The organism is Streptosporangium sp. NPDC051022 (assembly GCF_040683035.1).
Taxonomy (GTDB): Bacteria; Actinomycetota; Actinomycetes; order Streptosporangiales; family Streptosporangiaceae; genus Streptosporangium.
Genome location: NZ_JBFBCF010000047.1, coordinates 1 through 18,178 on the forward strand (window position 1 = coordinate 1; position 18,178 = coordinate 18,178).

The 18,178-nt window shown below is 69.5% G+C and carries 11 protein-coding genes; 6 read left to right on the forward strand and 5 right to left on the reverse strand.

Features of this window, described 5'->3' with window-relative positions; translation table 11 throughout:
* Positions 1 to 1,232 precede the first annotated feature (1,232 nt).
* The 3 genes from AB0N02_RS43500 to AB0N02_RS43510 all read right to left on the reverse strand — a co-directional run bounded on the left by AB0N02_RS43500 (position 1,233) and on the right by AB0N02_RS43510 (position 5,027).
* Complete coding sequence (locus AB0N02_RS43500; RefSeq protein ID WP_363960175.1) at positions 1,233 to 2,696, reverse strand: phosphodiester glycosidase family protein; 1,464 nt, start codon at positions 2,694 to 2,696, stop codon at positions 1,233 to 1,235.
* 300 nt (positions 2,697 to 2,996) lie between these two features.
* Positions 2,997 to 3,392 (reverse strand): cupin domain-containing protein, encoded by a 396-nt coding sequence (locus tag AB0N02_RS43505; protein ID WP_363960178.1) that lies wholly within the window; start codon positions 3,390 to 3,392, stop codon positions 2,997 to 2,999.
* Positions 3,393 to 3,401: 9 nt separating this feature from the next.
* Positions 3,402 to 5,027 (reverse strand): PucR family transcriptional regulator ligand-binding domain-containing protein, encoded by a 1,626-nt coding sequence (locus AB0N02_RS43510; protein WP_363960181.1) that lies wholly within the window; start codon positions 5,025 to 5,027, stop codon positions 3,402 to 3,404.
* 236 nt (positions 5,028 to 5,263) lie between these two features.
* On the opposite strand from AB0N02_RS43510, the gene AB0N02_RS43515 reads away from it, so the two are divergent.
* Together AB0N02_RS43515 and AB0N02_RS43520 are read left to right on the forward strand one after the other, a co-directional pair.
* Entirely contained in the window at positions 5,264 to 9,778 is a 4,515-nt protein-coding gene (locus AB0N02_RS43515; RefSeq protein ID WP_363960184.1) for a HAMP domain-containing protein, read from the forward strand.
* A gap of 117 nt (positions 9,779 to 9,895) precedes the next feature.
* Positions 9,896 to 10,828, forward strand: coding sequence for a DMT family transporter (locus AB0N02_RS43520; RefSeq protein ID WP_363960187.1), 933 nt, complete (start codon positions 9,896 to 9,898; stop codon positions 10,826 to 10,828).
* On the opposite strand, the gene AB0N02_RS43525 is transcribed toward AB0N02_RS43520, so the two are convergent.
* Complete coding sequence (locus AB0N02_RS43525) at positions 10,764 to 11,477, reverse strand: TetR/AcrR family transcriptional regulator C-terminal domain-containing protein (RefSeq protein ID WP_363960190.1); 714 nt, start codon at positions 11,475 to 11,477, stop codon at positions 10,764 to 10,766. The two genes, AB0N02_RS43520 and AB0N02_RS43525, sit on opposite strands and share 65 nt — an antisense overlap.
* Before the next feature lie 466 nt (positions 11,478 to 11,943).
* On the opposite strand from AB0N02_RS43525, the gene AB0N02_RS43530 reads away from it, so the two are divergent.
* The 4 genes from AB0N02_RS43530 to AB0N02_RS43545 all read left to right on the forward strand — a co-directional run bounded on the left by AB0N02_RS43530 (position 11,944) and on the right by AB0N02_RS43545 (position 17,731).
* Positions 11,944 to 13,245 (forward strand): aspartate aminotransferase family protein, encoded by a 1,302-nt coding sequence (locus AB0N02_RS43530; RefSeq protein ID WP_363960193.1) that lies wholly within the window; start codon positions 11,944 to 11,946, stop codon positions 13,243 to 13,245.
* Positions 13,242 to 14,747 (forward strand): CoA-acylating methylmalonate-semialdehyde dehydrogenase, encoded by a 1,506-nt coding sequence (locus AB0N02_RS43535; RefSeq protein WP_363960196.1) that lies wholly within the window; start codon positions 13,242 to 13,244, stop codon positions 14,745 to 14,747. The genes AB0N02_RS43530 and AB0N02_RS43535 overlap by 4 nt, the downstream gene beginning before the upstream one ends.
* Positions 14,748 to 14,994: 247 nt before the next feature.
* Positions 14,995 to 16,233: an extracellular solute-binding protein gene (locus AB0N02_RS43540; protein ID WP_363960199.1), complete on the forward strand. Its 1,239-nt coding sequence runs from the start codon at positions 14,995 to 14,997 to the stop codon at positions 16,231 to 16,233.
* A gap of 271 nt (positions 16,234 to 16,504) precedes the next feature.
* The gene (locus tag AB0N02_RS43545) at positions 16,505 to 17,731 is read left to right on the forward strand and encodes a saccharopine dehydrogenase C-terminal domain-containing protein (RefSeq protein WP_363960202.1); all 1,227 of its coding nucleotides are present in this window, start codon (positions 16,505 to 16,507) and stop codon (positions 17,729 to 17,731) included.
* A gap of 50 nt (positions 17,732 to 17,781) precedes the next feature.
* Here the strand turns inward: AB0N02_RS43545 and AB0N02_RS43550 are convergent, their stop codons facing one another.
* Positions 17,782 to 18,027, reverse strand: coding sequence for a hypothetical protein (locus tag AB0N02_RS43550; RefSeq protein WP_363960205.1), 246 nt, complete (start codon positions 18,025 to 18,027; stop codon positions 17,782 to 17,784).
* Between the last annotated feature and the right edge of the window lie 151 nt (positions 18,028 to 18,178).

Genomic DNA, 18,178 nt, shown 5'->3' on the forward strand with positions numbered 1-18,178 from the left:
TCGTGGGGTCGGTTGTCGGGGGCGGTGTGTAGCAGGGGTTCGATCCGGTAGGGGGCCTGGATGGGCAGGGCGATGGTGGGGTTCGCGTGTTCCGGAGGCTTCGGCGGGGGGCTTTGCGGGGTTCTTCGGAGGGTTCCGATGTGTTTCTTGGTGTTTCTTGGCGGGGCTGCCGGCCCGCTTTTCCGGGTCTCGCGCCCTGGCCCCGAGGTGGTTCTTCTTTGCCGTGTTCTCGGGGCCTGCTGAGGGGCTTCTTCGAGGACTTTCCGGTGGGGTGTGGGCCGGGGCACCGGGTTGCGCGTGGTGCATCGGCGCCGGTCGGGCCTGTTTCGCTGCTCGCCGTACCGGCGCTGTGGGGGACCGTCTAGTGACTGGCAGCAAAGGGCGACCAACGGGTGGCGACCAGGGGGTGGCCAACACCGGCGCTGTGGGGGACCGTCTCGTAAGTGGCGGCAAAGGGGGCCAACGGGTGGCGACCAAGGGTGCCAACGGGGGCGGCCAACACCGGCGCTGTGGGGGACCGTCTCGTAAGTGGCGGCAAAAGGGGTGGCGGCGAAGGGTGCCAACGGGGGGCGACCAAGGGGGGGCAAGGGGGCGTGGAAGGTGGGGCTCGGGGGCGGATTTCGGTACCGGTCCTATGGCTCCCGTCGCTCTGCCCAACCGTTGGGTGGGTGGGCAACGGTCGTCTCACCGAAGCTGTCGCCCCACGGGCGGGAGGGCTTGCCCCACCGGGCGCAGCTTTCCAGCTTAGCCCTGCGCTCCTTCCCGCACTGTGGGCTTTAGCTACGGTGACTGGCCAGGGGCGGAGTTCGGCTGATTGCTTCAGCCTCTCCGAGGACGCCGAACAGCGGGAGAGGGAGCGACTACGGTGTGCAGGCTGTACGGCGCGACGAGAGGGCGCGGAGGTGGGCGGGTGGTCCGGCCGGCTTATAAAAGGACCGAGACCACCGCGCCCGCCAGGCCGGAGGCCTGACCCCACCAGACCGTGACCAACGACGGCCGGCCGGACCACCCGCCCATCGCAGCGCGAACCCCCCGGCCCCGGAAGCCATGAGCGCGAACCCCCCGGCCCCGGAAGCCATGAGCGCGAACCACCCCGGCCCCGGAAGCCATGAGCGCGAACCACCCCGGCCCCGGAAGCCATAAGCGTGAACCCACCCCGGCCCCGGAAGCCATATCGGCTCGGGGCGATGTGCGCGGCGGGACTCGGGGCGATGTGCGCGGAGGGAAAGCTATCAGGGGGTGATGAGCAGGGCGTCTCCGACGGGCCGCTCGAAGCCGTCAGAAGGCTGGTTGACGACCTTGTCGCTGACGACCATCGCGCTCGATCCGCCGCCGTCGAGGTTGATGGCCTGCTTGGCGCCCAGCCAGCGCATCAGCTGGGCCGCCTCGACCATCGAGGCACCCACGGTGACGCCCGGGATACGACCGTCGACCGTGGCCAGGATCAGGCCGCCGTTCTTGGTGATGCCGGCCATCGTCCGGGGGTGGCGGCGGAGCATCATGTTGAGCGAGGCCTGCCCGTCGGCCATCGCGGTGATGTTGATCCGGCCGTTTCTGATCAGTCCGACACCGCCGCCCATGACGTAGGTCTCGGGAGTGAGCGGTACGGCGCGCCGGGTGCGCAGGTCGACGACCTTGGTGTCCAGTTTCACGGTCGCGGTCTCGGCGGCGTGTTCGAGGAGCCAGTCGGCCATGACGCCGGTGCCGTGGAGCACCGAGAAGCCACGCGGAACGGCGCCGCCCGCCTGGCGGGCGGAGACGACCCTTCCCTGGGCGTCGAGCACGGCCTCCATGCCGCCGTCGGCCGCCGTCTTGGTGCCGAACTCCTCGGTGTAGAGGACGAGCTCGTCGGCGGCGGGGGCCCGGTTGACTCCCTGGACCTCGATCCGCGTGCCGTCCGAGGAGGTCGCGGTGACCGTCGACTTCAACTCCGTGATCTTGATCTTGCGGCCGCTCATGACCAGGCCGGTCCGGCCGGGGACGGCCTCGCTGAGAAGCCTGCCGCCGACGACGGAGATCCCCATCGGGTCGCCCTTGATCTCCTTGACCGTGTGGATGTTGAAGAAACCGCCGTTGACGCCGGCGATGGCCTTGACGCCCTTGGCCATCGAACTGGTGGTCTCGCCCTTGGCGATGCTGGCCCCGACGCTGGTCTTGAACGATCCCCTGAAGGTCTTCGGGTCCACCGTCAGCACGCGCAGGTTCCAGGGGCCGGTGGTCTCCAGGCCGTCGTCTCCGAGGTAATCGACCTTGGCCCGGAGATCGAACTCCTTGAGCTCCTTGACCGTCTTTTCGGCCTGTGCTTTCTCCTTGAACGCCCACATCCCGACGCGGACCACGTAACGTTCCACGGCGGGGGCGTCCGCGGCGGCGGGCTGGACGACCATCTCAAGACGGGGCGTGAACCCGGCGGCCTCGACTTCCTCGGCTTTCGCCTGGGCGGTGGCCAGGCGGCCGTCGTCGTGCCCGTTGGGCATCAGTACGGCCACGGTCCATCCCTGGGTGGACGTGCCGTGCCGTACGGTGAAGAGATCCACTCCGGCGGCCACGTTGCGCTGCTCCTTGGTCGGAGCCACACGCTCGCCGAGGGGGAACGCCGAGGAGGGGAAGGTCAGGGTGGCCCGTTCCGCCTGCGCGGGAAGCGCGGTGGCGACGAGCGTTACGGCCGAAAGCCCGACGATGAGCCGTCGTGACATGTGTATCTCTCCCCGTTGGTGACCAGACATCGGTGCACCATCGTGCCGAGATCTACCTGTCAGAGTGAGCGAAACACGCTAAACGTCTCGAGAAAGTGTTCTTTCCCACACGAGGTCTTTGCGAATGACAACGTTGTTCGCCGGTTCTTCGCCTGTTTCGTACTTCGGATACACGCCGACGACGCTGTTTCAGAGTGCCGCGGCATCCCCTGCCGATCCGGGGGAAGGCCGCAAGCCATACGAAAAACCGCCCTCGTACGGCTTGCGACACAGCCCAATTTCTGGACTTTTAGGGATTTTTCAGGACATAGAGTGATAAACCTTGCGGAGCGTCTCGTGGACGATCCAGGTGGTCTTGGCCCCGTCGGAGAGAAGGCAGACCGACCCCGGGGCGAGCTCGATGCTGGCGCCGCCCTCGACCTCCACGGTGGCACGGCCTGACAGGACCACGAAGATCTCGTCGCGTTCGACGTCGGTCACAGTGCCGGGGGTGATCTCCCAGATGCCCCGGCTCTGGGAGCCGTCGGGGGAGGACCACAGCTCGACCGAGGAGGTCTGCGGGGATCCGGCGAGGATCTGGGAGGGGTCCAGTTCCTCGGGCGACAGCCGTACGTCGCCGGCGGGGACGGCGAAGACACCGGCGGCGCCGACCATGCGGGCAAGGTCGGCGGTCTCTGGGACGAGGATGTCGGGCATGGGGGCCTTTCAGGTGCGAGGGTTGTCTCTCCGGAAGGACTCCAGCGCCAGTAGTGCGACGTGGAGGGAGAGACAGGACTCGACGTCGTCCAAGTCGATGTCGAGAACACGTTCCAGCCTACGGAGCCGGTCGTAGAAGGCGGGCCTGGACAGGTGGGCCTTCTGGGCGGCGACGGCCTTGTTGCGGCCGGCGGCCAGGTATATCCGCAGGATTCTGGTCAGGTCGCCGCCGCGCTGGGCGTCGTGGGCCAGCAGGGGGCCGAGCTCGCGTTCGGCGAAGGTCTGCAACCGGGCGTCGTCCCTCAGCAGGTGGAGCAGGCCGCGCAGGCGCAGGTCGGGCAGCCGGTAGAAGGGGCGCCCGTCGGGCTGTCTGACGGCCACGTCGGCGACCTGCTCGGCCTCGAGGAAGCTTCGCCGTACGTCGCGGATCGACTCGACCACCGATCCGGCGGCCAGGACGAACTGCCCGGTGAAGGCCGTGCGCAGGCGGTCGGCGAGCGCGGTCAGCGAGGGCTCGGCGAGCGTGCGAGGGGGCAGCGGCAGCAGGACGCCGACGCGGCCCTGGTCGAGGGCACCGACCAGGGCGGGAAGACGGGCGTCGCGGCAGGCGGCGGCGGCGGCCTCGGCCAGCTCGCTGAGCCGTACGAGCTGTTCCTGTCCGTCGAGGGAGCCGTCGGAGGGGTCGCCCAGGCGCAGTACCACACTGATCAGCTTGCGTCCCGTGAGCGGCACGCCGACCGCGCGGGCCCGGGCCGCGGCCTCCTCGGGGTCGGCGTAGGCGTGGGTGAGGATCCCGGTGATGATCGTGCCGTGGGCCTGGCGCTCCAGCGACTCCTGGTGGCGCTCCAGCAACCGGCCCAGGGCGAGGGTGGTCGCGGCGCGTTCGGCGAGCACGATGTCACGGGGGCCGGGAGTGGTCTCGCAGAGCAGGATCAGCCGGCCCCAGTCTTGGCCCCGCGCGCCGACCATGGTGACCAGCCAGCCGGAGGAGGTGTCGTAGGCGGTGCGCCCCTCGGGCGCCACCGCCCTGGAGCGCGTCTCCCAGCTCGCCAGCAGCGTTCCGGTGTCACGTCCCGCCGTCTCGCAGGCGAGCACCTGGTGGGCGAGGTTCTCCAGCAGCACGGGACGTCCGGACAGCCGCGCGACCTGGCTGAGGACCTCTGCGGGGGAGGCGCCCTCGACCGACAGCTCGGTGAAGACCTCGTGGAGCTGCTCGGAGGCGCGGAGCTCCTCCAGCTGGATGTCGATGATCCTGGCGTGCACCGACTCGGTGATCTGCACGAAAGGGGTCTCGCGGGCCAGGGTGACCAGGGGCAGGCCGTGCTTTTCGGCGGCGTTGACCACGGAGCGGGGAAGCTCCTTGATGAACTTGCGGCCCAGCTCGACGATCAGGCCGGAGGCGCCGACGGCGGCCAGCTCCGCGACGTAGGCCGCGAGGCTCTCCTGGTCGTCGGGAAGCGCGATGCCGGTGGTCAGCACCAGCTCCCCGCCGCGCAGCAGGTGGGCGATGTCGGTGACCTCTCCGACGTGGACCCAGCGGACCCGGGTGTCCAGCCGGTCGGCTCCCGCGACCACTCGGGGGTTGCCCCTGCGGACGGTGTCCAGGGCGAGAACGTCGGCGATGGTAGGGAGCACCCAGCGAGAGTATCCGATCGGACTGTAAGTTAGGACGGCTGCTGTTTTACAGAATGATAGAGATATTCGTCCTGTTTGTCGTCGAGGGGGTGGTTGAGGGGATGCCGAAGGGGCGGGGGGCGGTTCTCCGGCGGAGTTCCCGCCGCTCTTCGGCGGGCTCTCAACCAGGTGGTGATCGCGCTCTGTGGCCTTAGGATGACTTGACCTTTTCTCGGCCGAAAGGCGCGATGGTGAGCATGGTTGAGACTACGGACAAGGCGAGACGTGGCTCCGCGCAGGTCGCCTCGGGTGTGGAAGAGCTCGATCTCCGTCAGCTCCTGGCCGGGCTCACGGCCGTACGCGACGGAGACTTCGGCACGCGTCTGCCGGACGACGGCGACGGCCTGCTCAAGGAGATCGCCACCGTCTTCAACGGCATGGTCGACCAGCTGTCCCTGTTCACCTCCGAGGTGACGCGCGTGGCCCGCGAGGTGGGCACCGAGGGGCAGCTGGGCGGGCAGGCCGACGTCCCGGGAGTCTCCGGCACGTGGAAGGACCTGACCGACTCGGTCAACGCCATGGCGGGCAACCTCACCGACCAGGTCCGTGACATCGCGCAGGTGGCGACCGCCGTGGCGACCGGCGACCTGTCACAGAAGATCACCGTTGACGTCCGCGGTGAGATCCTGGAGCTGAAGAACACGCTCAACACGATGGTCGACCAGTTGTCGTCGTTCGCCGACGAGGTGACCCGGGTGGCCCGTGAGGTGGGCACCGAGGGGCGGCTGGGCGGGCAGGCGGAGGTGACCGGGGTCGCCGGCACCTGGCGTGACCTGACCGACTCGGTGAACTTCATGGCGGGCAACCTCACCGACCAGGTCCGCAGCATCGCGCAGGTCACCACGGCGGTGGCGAGAGGCGACCTGTCACAGAAGATCACCGTGGACGCCCGGGGCGAGATCCTGGAGCTGAAGAGCACCATCAACACGATGGTCGACCAGTTGTCGTCGTTCGCCGACGAGGTGACCCGGGTGGCCCGTGAGGTGGGCACCGACGGGCGGCTGGGCGGGCAGGCCGACGTCAAGGGCGTCTCCGGCACCTGGCGTGACCTGACCGACTCGGTGAACTACATGGCGGGCAACCTCACCGACCAGGTCCGCAACATCTCCCAGGTGGCGACGGCGGTCGCCCGCGGCGACCTGTCGCAGAAGATCACGGTTTCGGCGCGGGGCGAGATCCTGGAGCTGAAGAACACGCTCAACACGATGGTCGACCAGTTGTCGTCGTTCGCCGACGAGGTGACCCGGGTGGCCCGTGAGGTGGGCACCGACGGGCGGCTGGGCGGGCAGGCCGACGTCAAGGGCGTCTCCGGCACGTGGAAGGCGCTCACCGAGTCGGTCAACGTGATGGCCGACAACCTCACCGCCCAGGTGCGCAGCATCGCCGAGGTGACCACGGCGGTGGCGAAGGGCGACCTGTCGCAGAAGATCCGGGTGGATGCCCGGGGCGAGATCCTGGAGCTGAAGGACACCATCAACACGATGGTCGACCAGCTGTCGGCCTTCGCCGACGAGGTGACGCGGGTGGCCCGCGAGGTCGGTACCGAGGGCAACCTCGGCGGCCAGGCCACGGTCCGCGGGGTCTCGGGCACCTGGAAGGACCTCACCGACAACGTCAACGTGATGGCCTCCAACCTGACCAGCCAGGTGCGCTCCATCGCCCAGGTGGCCACGGCGGTGGCGAAGGGCGACCTGTCGCAGAAGATCACCGTCGAGGCCAAGGGCGAGGTCGCCGCGCTCGCGCAGACCATCAACACCATGGTCGACACGCTGAGCGCCTTCGCCGACGAGGTGACCCGGGTGGCCCGCGAGGTCGGCACCGAGGGAGAGCTGGGCGGCCAGGCCCGCGTGCCCAACGTGGCGGGGACGTGGAAGGACCTCACCGACAACGTCAACTCGATGGCCAACAACCTCACCAACCAGGTCCGCAACATCGCGCAGGTCACCACGGCGGTCGCCCAGGGCGACCTGACGAAGAAGATCGACGTGGACGCCCGGGGCGAGATCCTGGCGTTGAAGACCACGATCAACACGATGGTCGACCAGCTGTCGTCGTTCGCCGCCGAGGTGACCCGGGTGGCCCGCGAGGTCGGCAGCGAGGGGCGCCTGGGCGGGCAGGCCGAGGTCGAGGGCGTGTCCGGCACGTGGAAGCGGCTGACGGAGAACGTCAACGAGCTGGCGGGCAACCTCACCCGCCAGGTACGCGCGATCGCCGAGGTGACCAGCGCCGTGACGTCGGGCGACCTCACCCGGTCGATCACCGTCGACGCCTCCGGCGAGGTGGCGGAGCTCAAGGACAACATCAACTCCATGGTGAAGTCCCTGCGCGAGACCACCCTGGCCAACCAGGAGCAGGACTGGCTCAAGTCCAACCTGGCCCACATCTCCGGCCTCATGCAGGGCCACCGGGATCTCGCCGTCGTGGCCGAGCTGGTGATGAACGAGCTGGCCCCGCTGGTCTCGGCCCAGTACGGCACGTTCCTGCTGGCGGAGGAGAAGCCGGGCGGTCCCGAGCTGAGGGTGGTCGGCGGTTACGGCCACCGGGAGACCAGCCGCCGCTACGGGTTCGGGGAGTCGCTCGTGGGGCAGGCCGCGCTCGCCAAGCGCACCATCCTGGTCGAGGACATCGCGACCGGCTACCTCACCATCTCCTCCAGCCTGGGGGCGGCGGGCCCGGTCAACCTCATCGTCCTGCCGATCATCGTCGAGGGCCAGGTGCTCGGGGTGATCGAGCTGGCCAGCCTCAACCGGTTCACCCAGGTGCACAGGGCCTTCCTGGAGCAGCTGGTCGGGACCATCGGTGTCAACGTCAACACCATCGTCGCCAACGCCCGCACCGACTCCTTACTCGCCGAGTCGCAGCGTCTGGCGACGGAGCTGCAGGTGGGCCAGGAGGAACTGCAGCGCTCCAACGCCGAGCTCGAGGAGAAGGCGGAGCTGCTGGCCAGGCAGAACCGCGACATCGAGACGAAGAACAGCGAGATCGAGCAGGCGAGGCAGGAGCTGGAGGAGCGCGCCAAGCAGCTCGCGCTGGCCTCCAAGTACAAGAGCGAGTTCCTGGCGAACATGAGCCACGAGCTGCGCACCCCGCTCAACTCGCTGCTCATCCTGGCCCAGCTGCTGGCCCAGAACCCGGCCCGCAACCTCACCGCCAAGCAGGTGGAGTACGCCAACGTCATCCACTCGGCGGGCACCGACCTGCTCCAGCTGATCAACGACATCCTCGACCTGTCCAAGATCGAGGCGGGCAAGATGAGCGTCAGCGTCGAGCCCCTGCCGCTGCGGCAGCTGCTCGACTACGTCGAGGCGACCTTCCGCCCGCTCACCACGGAGAAGGGGCTCAGGTTCGACGTCACGGTCGCCCCCGACGTGCCGGAGGAGCTCCTCATGGACGAGCAGCGGCTGCGTCAGGTGCTGCGCAACCTGCTGTCCAACGCGGTGAAGTTCACCGAGAGCGGCTCGGTCGGGCTCCGTATCGAGCGGGTCGAGAGGATGGAGCTGCTGGGGGTCCGCGACCAGGAGGTGCTGGCCTTCCACGTGGTGGACACCGGCATCGGCATCGCCGAGGAGAACCTCTCCCAGATCTTCGACGCCTTCCAGCAGGCCGACGGCACCACCAGCCGCAAGTACGGCGGGACCGGCCTCGGCCTGTCCATCAGCCGCGAGATCGCCACCCTGTTCAACGGAGAGATCCGGGCGATCAGCGCCCTGGACGAGGGCAGTACCTTCAGCCTCTGCCTGCCGATCGCGGACGTCGCCCCCGGCGCCTTCACGGGGGAGCGCGTCCCCGCCTTCGCCACCGTCAAGCAGGTCGCCGCGCCCCACGCCAAATTCCCCGTTCCGGCGTCCGAGACGCCTTCCAGCAGGGGCGGGCGGCGCCTGCTCGTGGTCGAGTCCCGTCCCAACGGGCTGCTCTCCCAGCTGGCGGAGAGCGTCGCGGCCGACCTGAACGAGACACACGGACCCGTCTGGCTGGCCACCGCCAGCGACCCGGTCACCGCCGTGGAGACGCTGAAGGCGAACGACCACCACTGCGTCGTGCTCGACCTGGGCATGCGGCAGGAGGGGGCGGCCGAGTTCCTCCGCATGCTCGACGAGGATCCGGCGCTGCGCGGGCTGCCCGTGCTCGCCCACCACACCCGCACGCTCACCCGGCCGCAGGAGAACCTGCTCAAGGGCCGCTCGAACACCCAGCCGCTGGAGCGCCTGCCCAGCCTCGACGAGCTGCGCGAGCGCATCATCCTGCACCTGTCGGCGCAGGAGCCCGGGAACGTGCTGCCGCTGGTGCAGGTCAGCCCGGACGAGCGGCTCCGGGCGGTCGAGGAGGCGGACACCGTCCTCGTCGACCGGAAGGTGCTGGTCATCGACGACGACGTCCGCAACGTCTTCGCCCTGACCAACATCCTCGAACTGCACGGCATGCAGGTGCTCTACGCGGAGAACGGCCGCAAGGGCATCGAGATGCTCTCGCGCAACGAGGACATCGACCTGGTCCTGATGGACATCATGATGCCGGAGATGGACGGTTACGCCGCGACCGCCGCCATCCGCAAGATGCCGCGCTTCGCCGATCTGCCGATCATCGCGGTGACCGCCAAGGCCATGCAGGGCGACCGTGAGAAGACGCTGTCGGCGGGGGCGAGCGACTACGTCACCAAGCCCGTCGACTCGCAGGAACTGCTCACCCGCATCCAGCAGTGGCTGGAACTGTGAACCCGTTCCCCCGCCCCACCTGAGCCCCCGCCCGGGACGCTCCCGCCCGGGGGCGGGCAGGGTGATCATTCCCGCGGCCGATGGGTCACAATGGCGCTTCGGAGGTGGCGACGGTTGATGCGGCGCGGTGTTGTGGCGACGCTGGTCTCGGCGACGGGTTTCGGGCTGATGCCGGTCTTCGCGTCCTACGCGTACGGCACCGGCATGTCGGTGACGACGCTCCTCATGGTGCGGTTCGCGATCGCCGCGGCGGTGTTTCTCGCGTGGCTGGGACTGCGCGGCAGGCTCGGGCGGCCGACCCGGCGGCAGTGGGCGACCCTGGCGCTGCTGGGCGGCGGCATGTACGCGGCGCAGTCGCTGCTGTACTTCACGGCCGTGCAGCGCATCGCGCCCGCTCTGGCCGTGCTGCTGCTGTACCTCTACCCGGGGCTCGTCTCGGTCCTGTCCGCGCTGGTCGACCGGACCCGGATCGGCTGGACCGTCGCCGGGCCCATCCTGGTCTCGCTGGCCGGGCTGGCCCTCGTGGTCGGCAGGCTGGACACCGGCCTCGACGTGCCGGGCGTGCTCGCCGCGGTCGGGGCCGCCGTCGCCTACGCCTGCTACATCGTCCTGGGCAGCCGCGTCTCGGCGGCGCTGTCGCCCGCGGTCACCACCGCCTACCTGGCGATGTTCGCGACCGGCTCGTTCGCGCTGCTCGGGCTCGTGTCGGGCGGCCTGGACCTCGGCTTCGCGGCGCCCGGCTGGGGGTGGGCGGCGGCGGTGGCGCTCGTGTCGACGGTGCTCGCGATCTCGCTGTTCTTCGTCGGGGCCACCGCGCTCGGCCCCGTCAGGGCGTCGATCCTCAGCATGCTCGAACCCGTCGTGGCGGTGCTGGCCTCGTGGCTGCTGCTGGGCGGGACGCTGTCGTGGGCGCAGCTCGCGGGTGGCGCCGTCGTGCTGGCCGGCGCGGTCTGGGGCATCCTGGCGAGCGCGCCCAGGGAGCGTCTCACGGCTGATTCAGACGTGCCTGCAGACCGTCGAGGAAGCAGCTCAGCCCGAAGTCGAAGTTGACCGCGCTGGCGGCCTGCGGGTCGCTGTTCTCGTACTCGATGAAGCGGGCCACCAGCTCGGGGTAGTCGTGAGCGGCCTTCTCCACCGTCTCCCTCATCGCCGCCGCCATCTCCTTGGTGCTCACCCCCGAGCTGTCGATGGCGCACTGCCAGGTGATCTCGGGGGTGGTCGAGCCCAGCACGTAGGCCATCAGGGTGGAGGAGGCGTGGTCCAGCGCCATGCCCCGGAACCCCGCCAGCTTGAACGTCCGCAGCAGCGTGGACGACAGCCGCATCGCGTTCGGGCCGAGGCTCGGCATGCTGCCGATGAGCACGGTCGACCACGGGTGCGCGAAGAGCACCCCGCGCAGGCCGTAGGCGAACGCGGAGACCGTGTCACGCCAGCCGATCACCTCGGGGTCGGGCAGCGGGACCTCGCCGAAGACCTCGTCGAGGACGAGTTCGAGAAGCTCGTCCTTGCTGGCCACGTGCCAGTAGATGCTGGTCGCCCCGGAGCCGAGCCTGGTGCCGAGGCGGCGCATGCTCAGCGCGTCCATCCCCTCCGCGTCGAGCAGGTCCATGGCCGCGCGCACGATCTGCGCCCGGCTCAGCGTCGGACTCTTTGACGGCCGCTTCTCGCGGGTCCACACCGAGGTTACGGGCAGTTTCATGTCCCAAGCATAAATCTGTTCATACAGTGTTCGATGTTATCGCACGATGTGCGACAGCCATCGGCGCCTCCGCGGAGGGGGAGCGGACCCCTCGGGCCTCCGAAGGTGAGAGGAGTGTCATGAAAACGATCCAAAAATTCATGTATTTCAGATTGTTTTAGTCGGAAATCTGAGCAACCATGGTTCATGAGGCGCCTGAGCCCACGCGGGTGGGCCGGGCCGGACCGCCCGCGGGCGGCCTGACTCCCGAAGCTCGGGCGGGGAACCTGGGGGGTGCTCCGTCCGACCCTCCTGTACGGCTTGCGCCAACCGTCGCAGGGCGCAAGCCGTACAGGATCCCCCACCTCCACCCGTGCGGGCACCGCCCGGTGGCCGGAACGGGATTCTGACAGAGTGACGGCTCCAGGTGGAACATCCCTACATGGTGTAGGTAGGAGCATCTGTCGTGACCCGACATACTCGATATATGTCGGACCTTCTTGCACGTCACCGTGCGGTTATCCCCAACTGGGTGGCTCTCTACTACAACGAGCCCATTGAGATCGTCGGCGGCAAGGGCAACCGGGTCGTCGACGCGTCCGGGAAGACCTATCTGGACTTCTTCGCCGGAATCCTGACCAACATGATCGGGTACGACGTGCCCGAGGTACGAGAGGCCGTCGAGAGGCAGCTCGCCACCGGGGTGGTGCACACCTCGACGGTCTACCTGCTCCGTGGCCAGATCGAGCTCGCCGAGAAGATCGCCAGGCTGTCCGGCATCGAGGACGCCAAGGTCTTCTTCACCAACTCGGGCACCGAGGCCAACGAGACCGCGCTGCTGCTGGCGACCTACGCCCGCAAGTCCGACCAGGTCCTCGCCATGCGGCAGAGCTACCACGGCCGCTCCTTCGGCGCGATCAGCGTCACGAGCAACCGCTCCTGGAAGAACAACTCGCTGTCGCCGCTGAACGTGCACTTCCTGCACGGCGCCGACCGGCACCTCGCCCAGTTCCGCGGCCTGTCCGACGCCGACTACATCGCCGCGTGCGTGGACGACCTGCGTCACGTGCTCGCCACCTCCGTCGGAGGCGACGTGGCCGCCCTGATCGCCGAGCCGATCCAGGGCGTGGGCGGCTTCACCATGGCCCCCGACGGGCTGTTCGCCGCCTACAAGGAGGTCCTCGACGCCGAGGGCATCCTGCTGATCTCCGACGAGGTGCAGACCGGCTGGGGCCGTACCGGCTCGGCGTTCTTCGGCATCCAGAACCACGGCGTCACGCCGGACATGATGACCTTCGCCAAGGGCCTGGGCAACGGCTTCGCGGTCGGCGGCGTCGTGGCGCGGGGCGACCTGATGGACGGCCTGCACGCGACCGGCCTGGCCACCTTCGGCGGCAACCCGATCTCCATGGCCGCCGCGAACGCCACCCTGGACTACGTGCTCGACCACGACCTGCAGGCGAACGCGGCCAGGACCGGCACCCTGATCATCGACGGGCTCCGCGAGGCCGCGCCGCGCCTGCCGATCGTCGGCGACGTCCGGGGCAAGGGCCTGATGTTCGCCGTCGAACTGGTCGACCCGGCGACCGGCGCGCCCTCCCCGGCGCTCGCGGCCCGGTTCATGGAGGAGACCAAGAAGGCCGGTCTGCTCGCGGGCAAGGGCGGCCTGCACGGCAACGTGCTGCGCATGGCCCCGCCGCTCACCCTGACCCCGGACGAGGCCGCCGAGGGCCTCGGAATCATCGTCAACGCACTCGAAGTCATCAACGCTGAGGTCGTCTCGTCGTGAAGAACGTCACCCACTGGATCGGCGGCGCCCCCGTCGAGGGCTCCGGCCGTACATCCGAGATCTTCGACCCGGCGACGGGCGAGGTCAGCGGGCGGGTCCACCTGGCGTCGGTGGCGGAGGTCGACGCCGCCGTCGCCTCCGCCGCGGCCGCCTACCCGGCCTGGCGGGACTCCTCGCTGGTCAAGCGCTCGCAGGTGCTGTTCCGCTTCCGCGAGCTGATGTACGCCAACCGTGACGAGCTGGCCCGGCTCATCTCGGCCGAGCACGGCAAGGTCCACTCGGACGCGCTGGGCGAGGTGGCCAGGGGCCTGGAGGTCGTCGAGTTCGCCTGCGGCATCCCGCACCTGCTCAAGGGCGGCTTCTCCGAGGGGGTCTCCACCCGCGTCGACTCCTACTCGATCCGCCAGCCGCTGGGCGTCGTCGCCGGGATCACCCCGTTCAACTTCCCGGCCATGGTGCCGATGTGGATGTTCCCGATCGCGATCGCCGCCGGCAACGCCTTCATCCTCAAGCCGTCGGAGAAGGACCCGTCGGCCTCCCTGCTGATGGCCGCGCTCTGGAAGGAGGCCGGGCTGCCCGACGGCGTCTTCAACGTGGTCCAGGGCGACAAGGTGGCGGTCGACCGGCTGCTGGAGCACCCGGACGTGCGCGCCGTCTCGTTCGTCGGCTCCACGCCCATCGCCAAGTACGTCTACGAGACCGGCACCTCACACGGCAAGCGGGTCCAGGCGCTGGGCGGCGCCAAGAACCACATGCTCGTGCTGCCCGACGCCGACCTCGACCTCGTCGCCGACGCCGCGGTCTCGGCCGGGTTCGGCTCGGCGGGGGAGCGGTGCATGGCGATCTCCGTCGTGCTGGCGGTCGACCCGGTCGGGGACGAACTGGTCGACAAGATCGTCTCTCGGGTCTCCGCGCTGACCATCGGCCCCGGCGACGACCCCGCCTCGGAGATGGGGCCCCTCGTCACCGAGGCCCACCGCGACAAGGTGGTCTCCTATCTCGACCTGGGCGTCGCCGAGGGGGCGAAGCTCGTCGTCGACGGCCGCCGGACCCCCGTGCGCGGCGGCGCAGCGGCCGAGGAGACCCCTGGCTTCTGGCTCGGCCCCACGATCCTCGACCACGTGCCCGCGGAGTCGCGGGTCCACCGCGAGGAGATCTTCGGCCCGGTCCTGTCGATCGTGCGAGTGTCCTCCTACGAGGAGGGACTGGAGCTGATCAACGGCGGCGAGTTCGGCAACGGCACCGCCGTCTTCACCAACGACGGCGGCGCGGCCAGGCGCTTCCAGAACGAGGTGGAGGTCGGCATGATCGGCATCAACGTGCCGATCCCGGTGCCGATGGCCTTCTACAGCTTCGGCGGCTGGAAGGCCTCGCTGTTCGGGGACACCCACGTCCACGGAACCGAGGGCGTGCACTTCTACACCCGCGGCAAGGTCGTCACCTCGCGCTGGCTCGACCCGAGCCACGGCGGCGTCAACCTCGGCTTCCCGACCAACAAGTAAGCCCCTCTCGTACGGCCCGAGCCCCGTGGGGACCACCTCGCGGGGCTCGGGCCGTGTCCGGGGCGGGGTTCGCCGGGGCTCGTCGGGCTCGCCGGGGTCGTCCTCCCGTGTCCGGCGCGGGAACGGGGAACGGTCCCGGGGCGGGGCGGGCAGGGGAAGAGAGGCCTGTCCAGCCCGGCGAGCGGCCGCTGGAGGGAAGGGCCGATAGGCTCCGGACAGATTGGTAGCGGCGTCGTGAGGGGACTTCGTGAGCAGGGACAGGCTCCGCCGTACACGTCTCGGAGCGCTGGCGGGCGCTCTGGCACTCGCGGTCTGCGCCTCCGTGGGGGTCGCGGGCGCCGCCGAGCGGGTGCCGGCCTCCTCGCCCTCCGTCCCGTCCTCCGCCGTGCCTTCCACGTCCGGTACCGGCTCCGCCCCGGCGACTCCCGGCGCCGGTCCCAGCCCCTCGCCCTCCGCGTCGATCGGCAAGGGCGAGGGCATGCTCCAGGTGCTCACCTTCCAGGGCCACGTCGAGTACGGCGGAGCCACCCTCGGCGCCGACTGGGTCACCCCCTTCGAGAAGCTGACCGGATGCAGGGTCGCCAGGCTCGACCGGGTGCGGACGAGCGCGGAGATGGCCGACAGGCTCCGCGGCACCTCCTACGACGTCATCTCGCCCCCGCCCGACCTGGCCGGGCGGCTGGTGGCGGACGGTACGGTCAAGGCGCTCGACACCACCCTGCTGCAGTCCTACAAGGACATCCCCAAGCGGCTGCGCGAACTGCCCGCGCTGCGGAGCAAGGACAAGGTCTACGGCGTCCCCTATCTGTGGGGGGTCAACCGGGTCATGTACGAGGGGTCCGCTCCGGAGGGAGCCGACGCCCTGTACCGGACGGATCAGGCGGCGATCAGGGACAGCCCGCTGAGCATCGCGGACGCCGCCCTCGCGCTCAAGGAGACCAGGCCCGAGCTGGGCGTAAAGGATCCGTTCCAGCTCACCCCGGCCCAGCTCGACGCCGCCGAGAGGTTGCTCGCCGAGCACGACGGCCTGGGACGGGTCTACTGGAGGAGTTCCCTGGAGGTGATCCAGTCCTTCTCGACGGGGGCGGTGCGGTTCGCCCAGGCGCTGCCGTACGACCTGGACCTCTTCCGCCGCGCGGGAAGGGCGGTGAAGGAGGTGGACACCGGGGCGACGACCGGCTGGGTCGACTCGTGGATGCTGGGGGCCGACGCCGCCAGCCCCAACTGCGCCTACAAGTGGCTCGACTGGATGGGTTCGGCCGACGTGCAGCGCGCGGCCGCCGCCTGGACGGGGCTCGCCCCCGCCAACCCGCACGCGTGCGACGGGGGCGCCCGGCATCTGTGTGACATCTACCACGTCCGTGACGACCGCCGGCTCAAGCGGGTGCTCTTTGCCGCTCGCCCGACGAAGGATTGCGGGGGCTTGGGCGGGGAATGTACGGACTATCCCGAATGGGAGAAAAGGTGGAAGAACCTGGTGAAGTAAACGGGGATGTGGTGACCCAGACCTGATGGACCGCAGGTCACGCCCGGGCCCCCGCCGGGCGTGGTCCGCATGGGGCGCTCCGGTGATTCCCCCGACGCCGGAGCGCCCTTCCCGTACCCGGGAACTGTCCGCCTGACCTTCCCGGGCGTGTCCGCCTGTCTTGGAAAACGTCGCGGTTTTCGCGGTGATCTTCGATGTCGACGATGGATTCCGTGGTCAGATCATGTTCTCGCTATCGACTGGTTGACCAGTCAGTGGATAGTATCCGGCCATGAGAATCCTTCTTGTGGGGGCGGGCGGCGTGGGCTCCGCCGTGGTACCCATCGCGGCGCGCCGAGATTTCTTCGAACACATCGTGGTGGCCGATTCCAAACAGAGCCGCGCCGCCGACGTGGTGGCCAAGATCGGTGACCCGCGGTTCAGCGCCGTCGGGCTCGACGCCTCCGACCAGGCCGCCGTCGAGGCGGCCCTCGCCGAGCACCGCTGCGACGTGCTCTTCAACGCCGTGGACCCGCGCTTCACCATGTCGCTGTTCCGGGCCGCCCTCGCCGCGGGGGCGACCTACCTGGACATGGCGATGTCGCTGTCCAGGCCGCATCCGGGCAGGCCGTACGAGCTGACCGGGGTCAAGCTGGGCGACGAGCAGTTCGCGCTGGCCGAGGCGTGGCGGGCCAGGGGCGGCCTGGCGCTCGTGGGCATGGGGGTCGAGCCGGGGCTGGCCGACGTGTTCGCGCGCTACGCGGCCGAGCACCTCTTCGAGAGCGTGGAGGAGATCGGCGTCCGCGACGGGTCGAACCTGGTGGTCGAGGGATACGACTTCGCGCCGACCTTCTCCATCTGGACGACGATCGAGGAGTGCCTGAACCCCCCGGTGGTCTGGGAGAACGGAAGCTGGCACACCACCGAGCCGTTCAGCGAGCCCGAGGTGTTCGACTTCCCCGAGGGGATCGGCCCGGTCGAGTGCGTCAACGTCGAGCACGAGGAGGTGCTGCTCGTCCCGCGCTGGATCGACGCCAAGCGGGTGACGTTCAAGTACGGCCTCGGCGAGGAGTTCATCGGCGTCCTGAAGACCCTGCGCAAACTCGGGCTGGACAGGGCGGGCAAGATCGCGGTCGGCGGGGTCGAGGCCTCACCCCGTGACGTGGTGGCGGCCAGCCTGCCCGACCCGGCCACGCTCGGCGACCGGATGCGCGGCAAGACGTGCGCCGGCACCTGGGTCAAGGGCGTCGGCAAGGACGGCGCGCCCCGCGAGGTCTACCTCTACCACGTGGTCGACAACGAGTGGTCGATGCGCGAGTACGGCTGCCAGGCCGTGGTCTGGCAGACCGCGGTCCACCCGGTGGTCGCGCTGGAACTGCTGGCCACCGGCGTCTGGTCGGGTACCGGGGTGCTCGGCCCCGAGGCCTTCGACGCGGTGCCGTTCCTGGAACTGCTCACCGCGTACGGCTCGCCGTGGGGCATCCGCGACCAGACCCGCGAAGTGCTCCTGTCCGCCTGAGCGGCCGGTCCGGGGCAGGGGGTTCGGGAGAGGAGAGGGGCGACGGCGGATCAGAAGACGGCCGCGCGGCGGGGGAGAGGGTAGACGTTCTCCTCCGGCTCCTGGATCAGCGCGTCCGCGCACTCGGGACAGGCGAACAGGGGGGCGTCGTCGGGGAGCCTGCCGATCCTGGTCCGCGGCCGCGGCCACTTCTTGTGGCAGGCCACGCAGGCGTCGCCCTCGCGCTGGGCCCGGGTCAGGCCCTCGGGGTCGAACGTCGTCGTGGTCCGTGCCGTCCTGGTGTGCCGCCAGTCCATCACGTCTCCCGTCTTGATCGCGCAGTCCTGTACCGGAACCGTTATAACGCCGTCGCCATCCGTGATCGCTGTGGTGGGTGTCAAGCGGCGGTTAAATCACTTCCTGTGCGCGTTCTATAACCCAATAAAAGGGGCACCCGGCCTCAAGCCG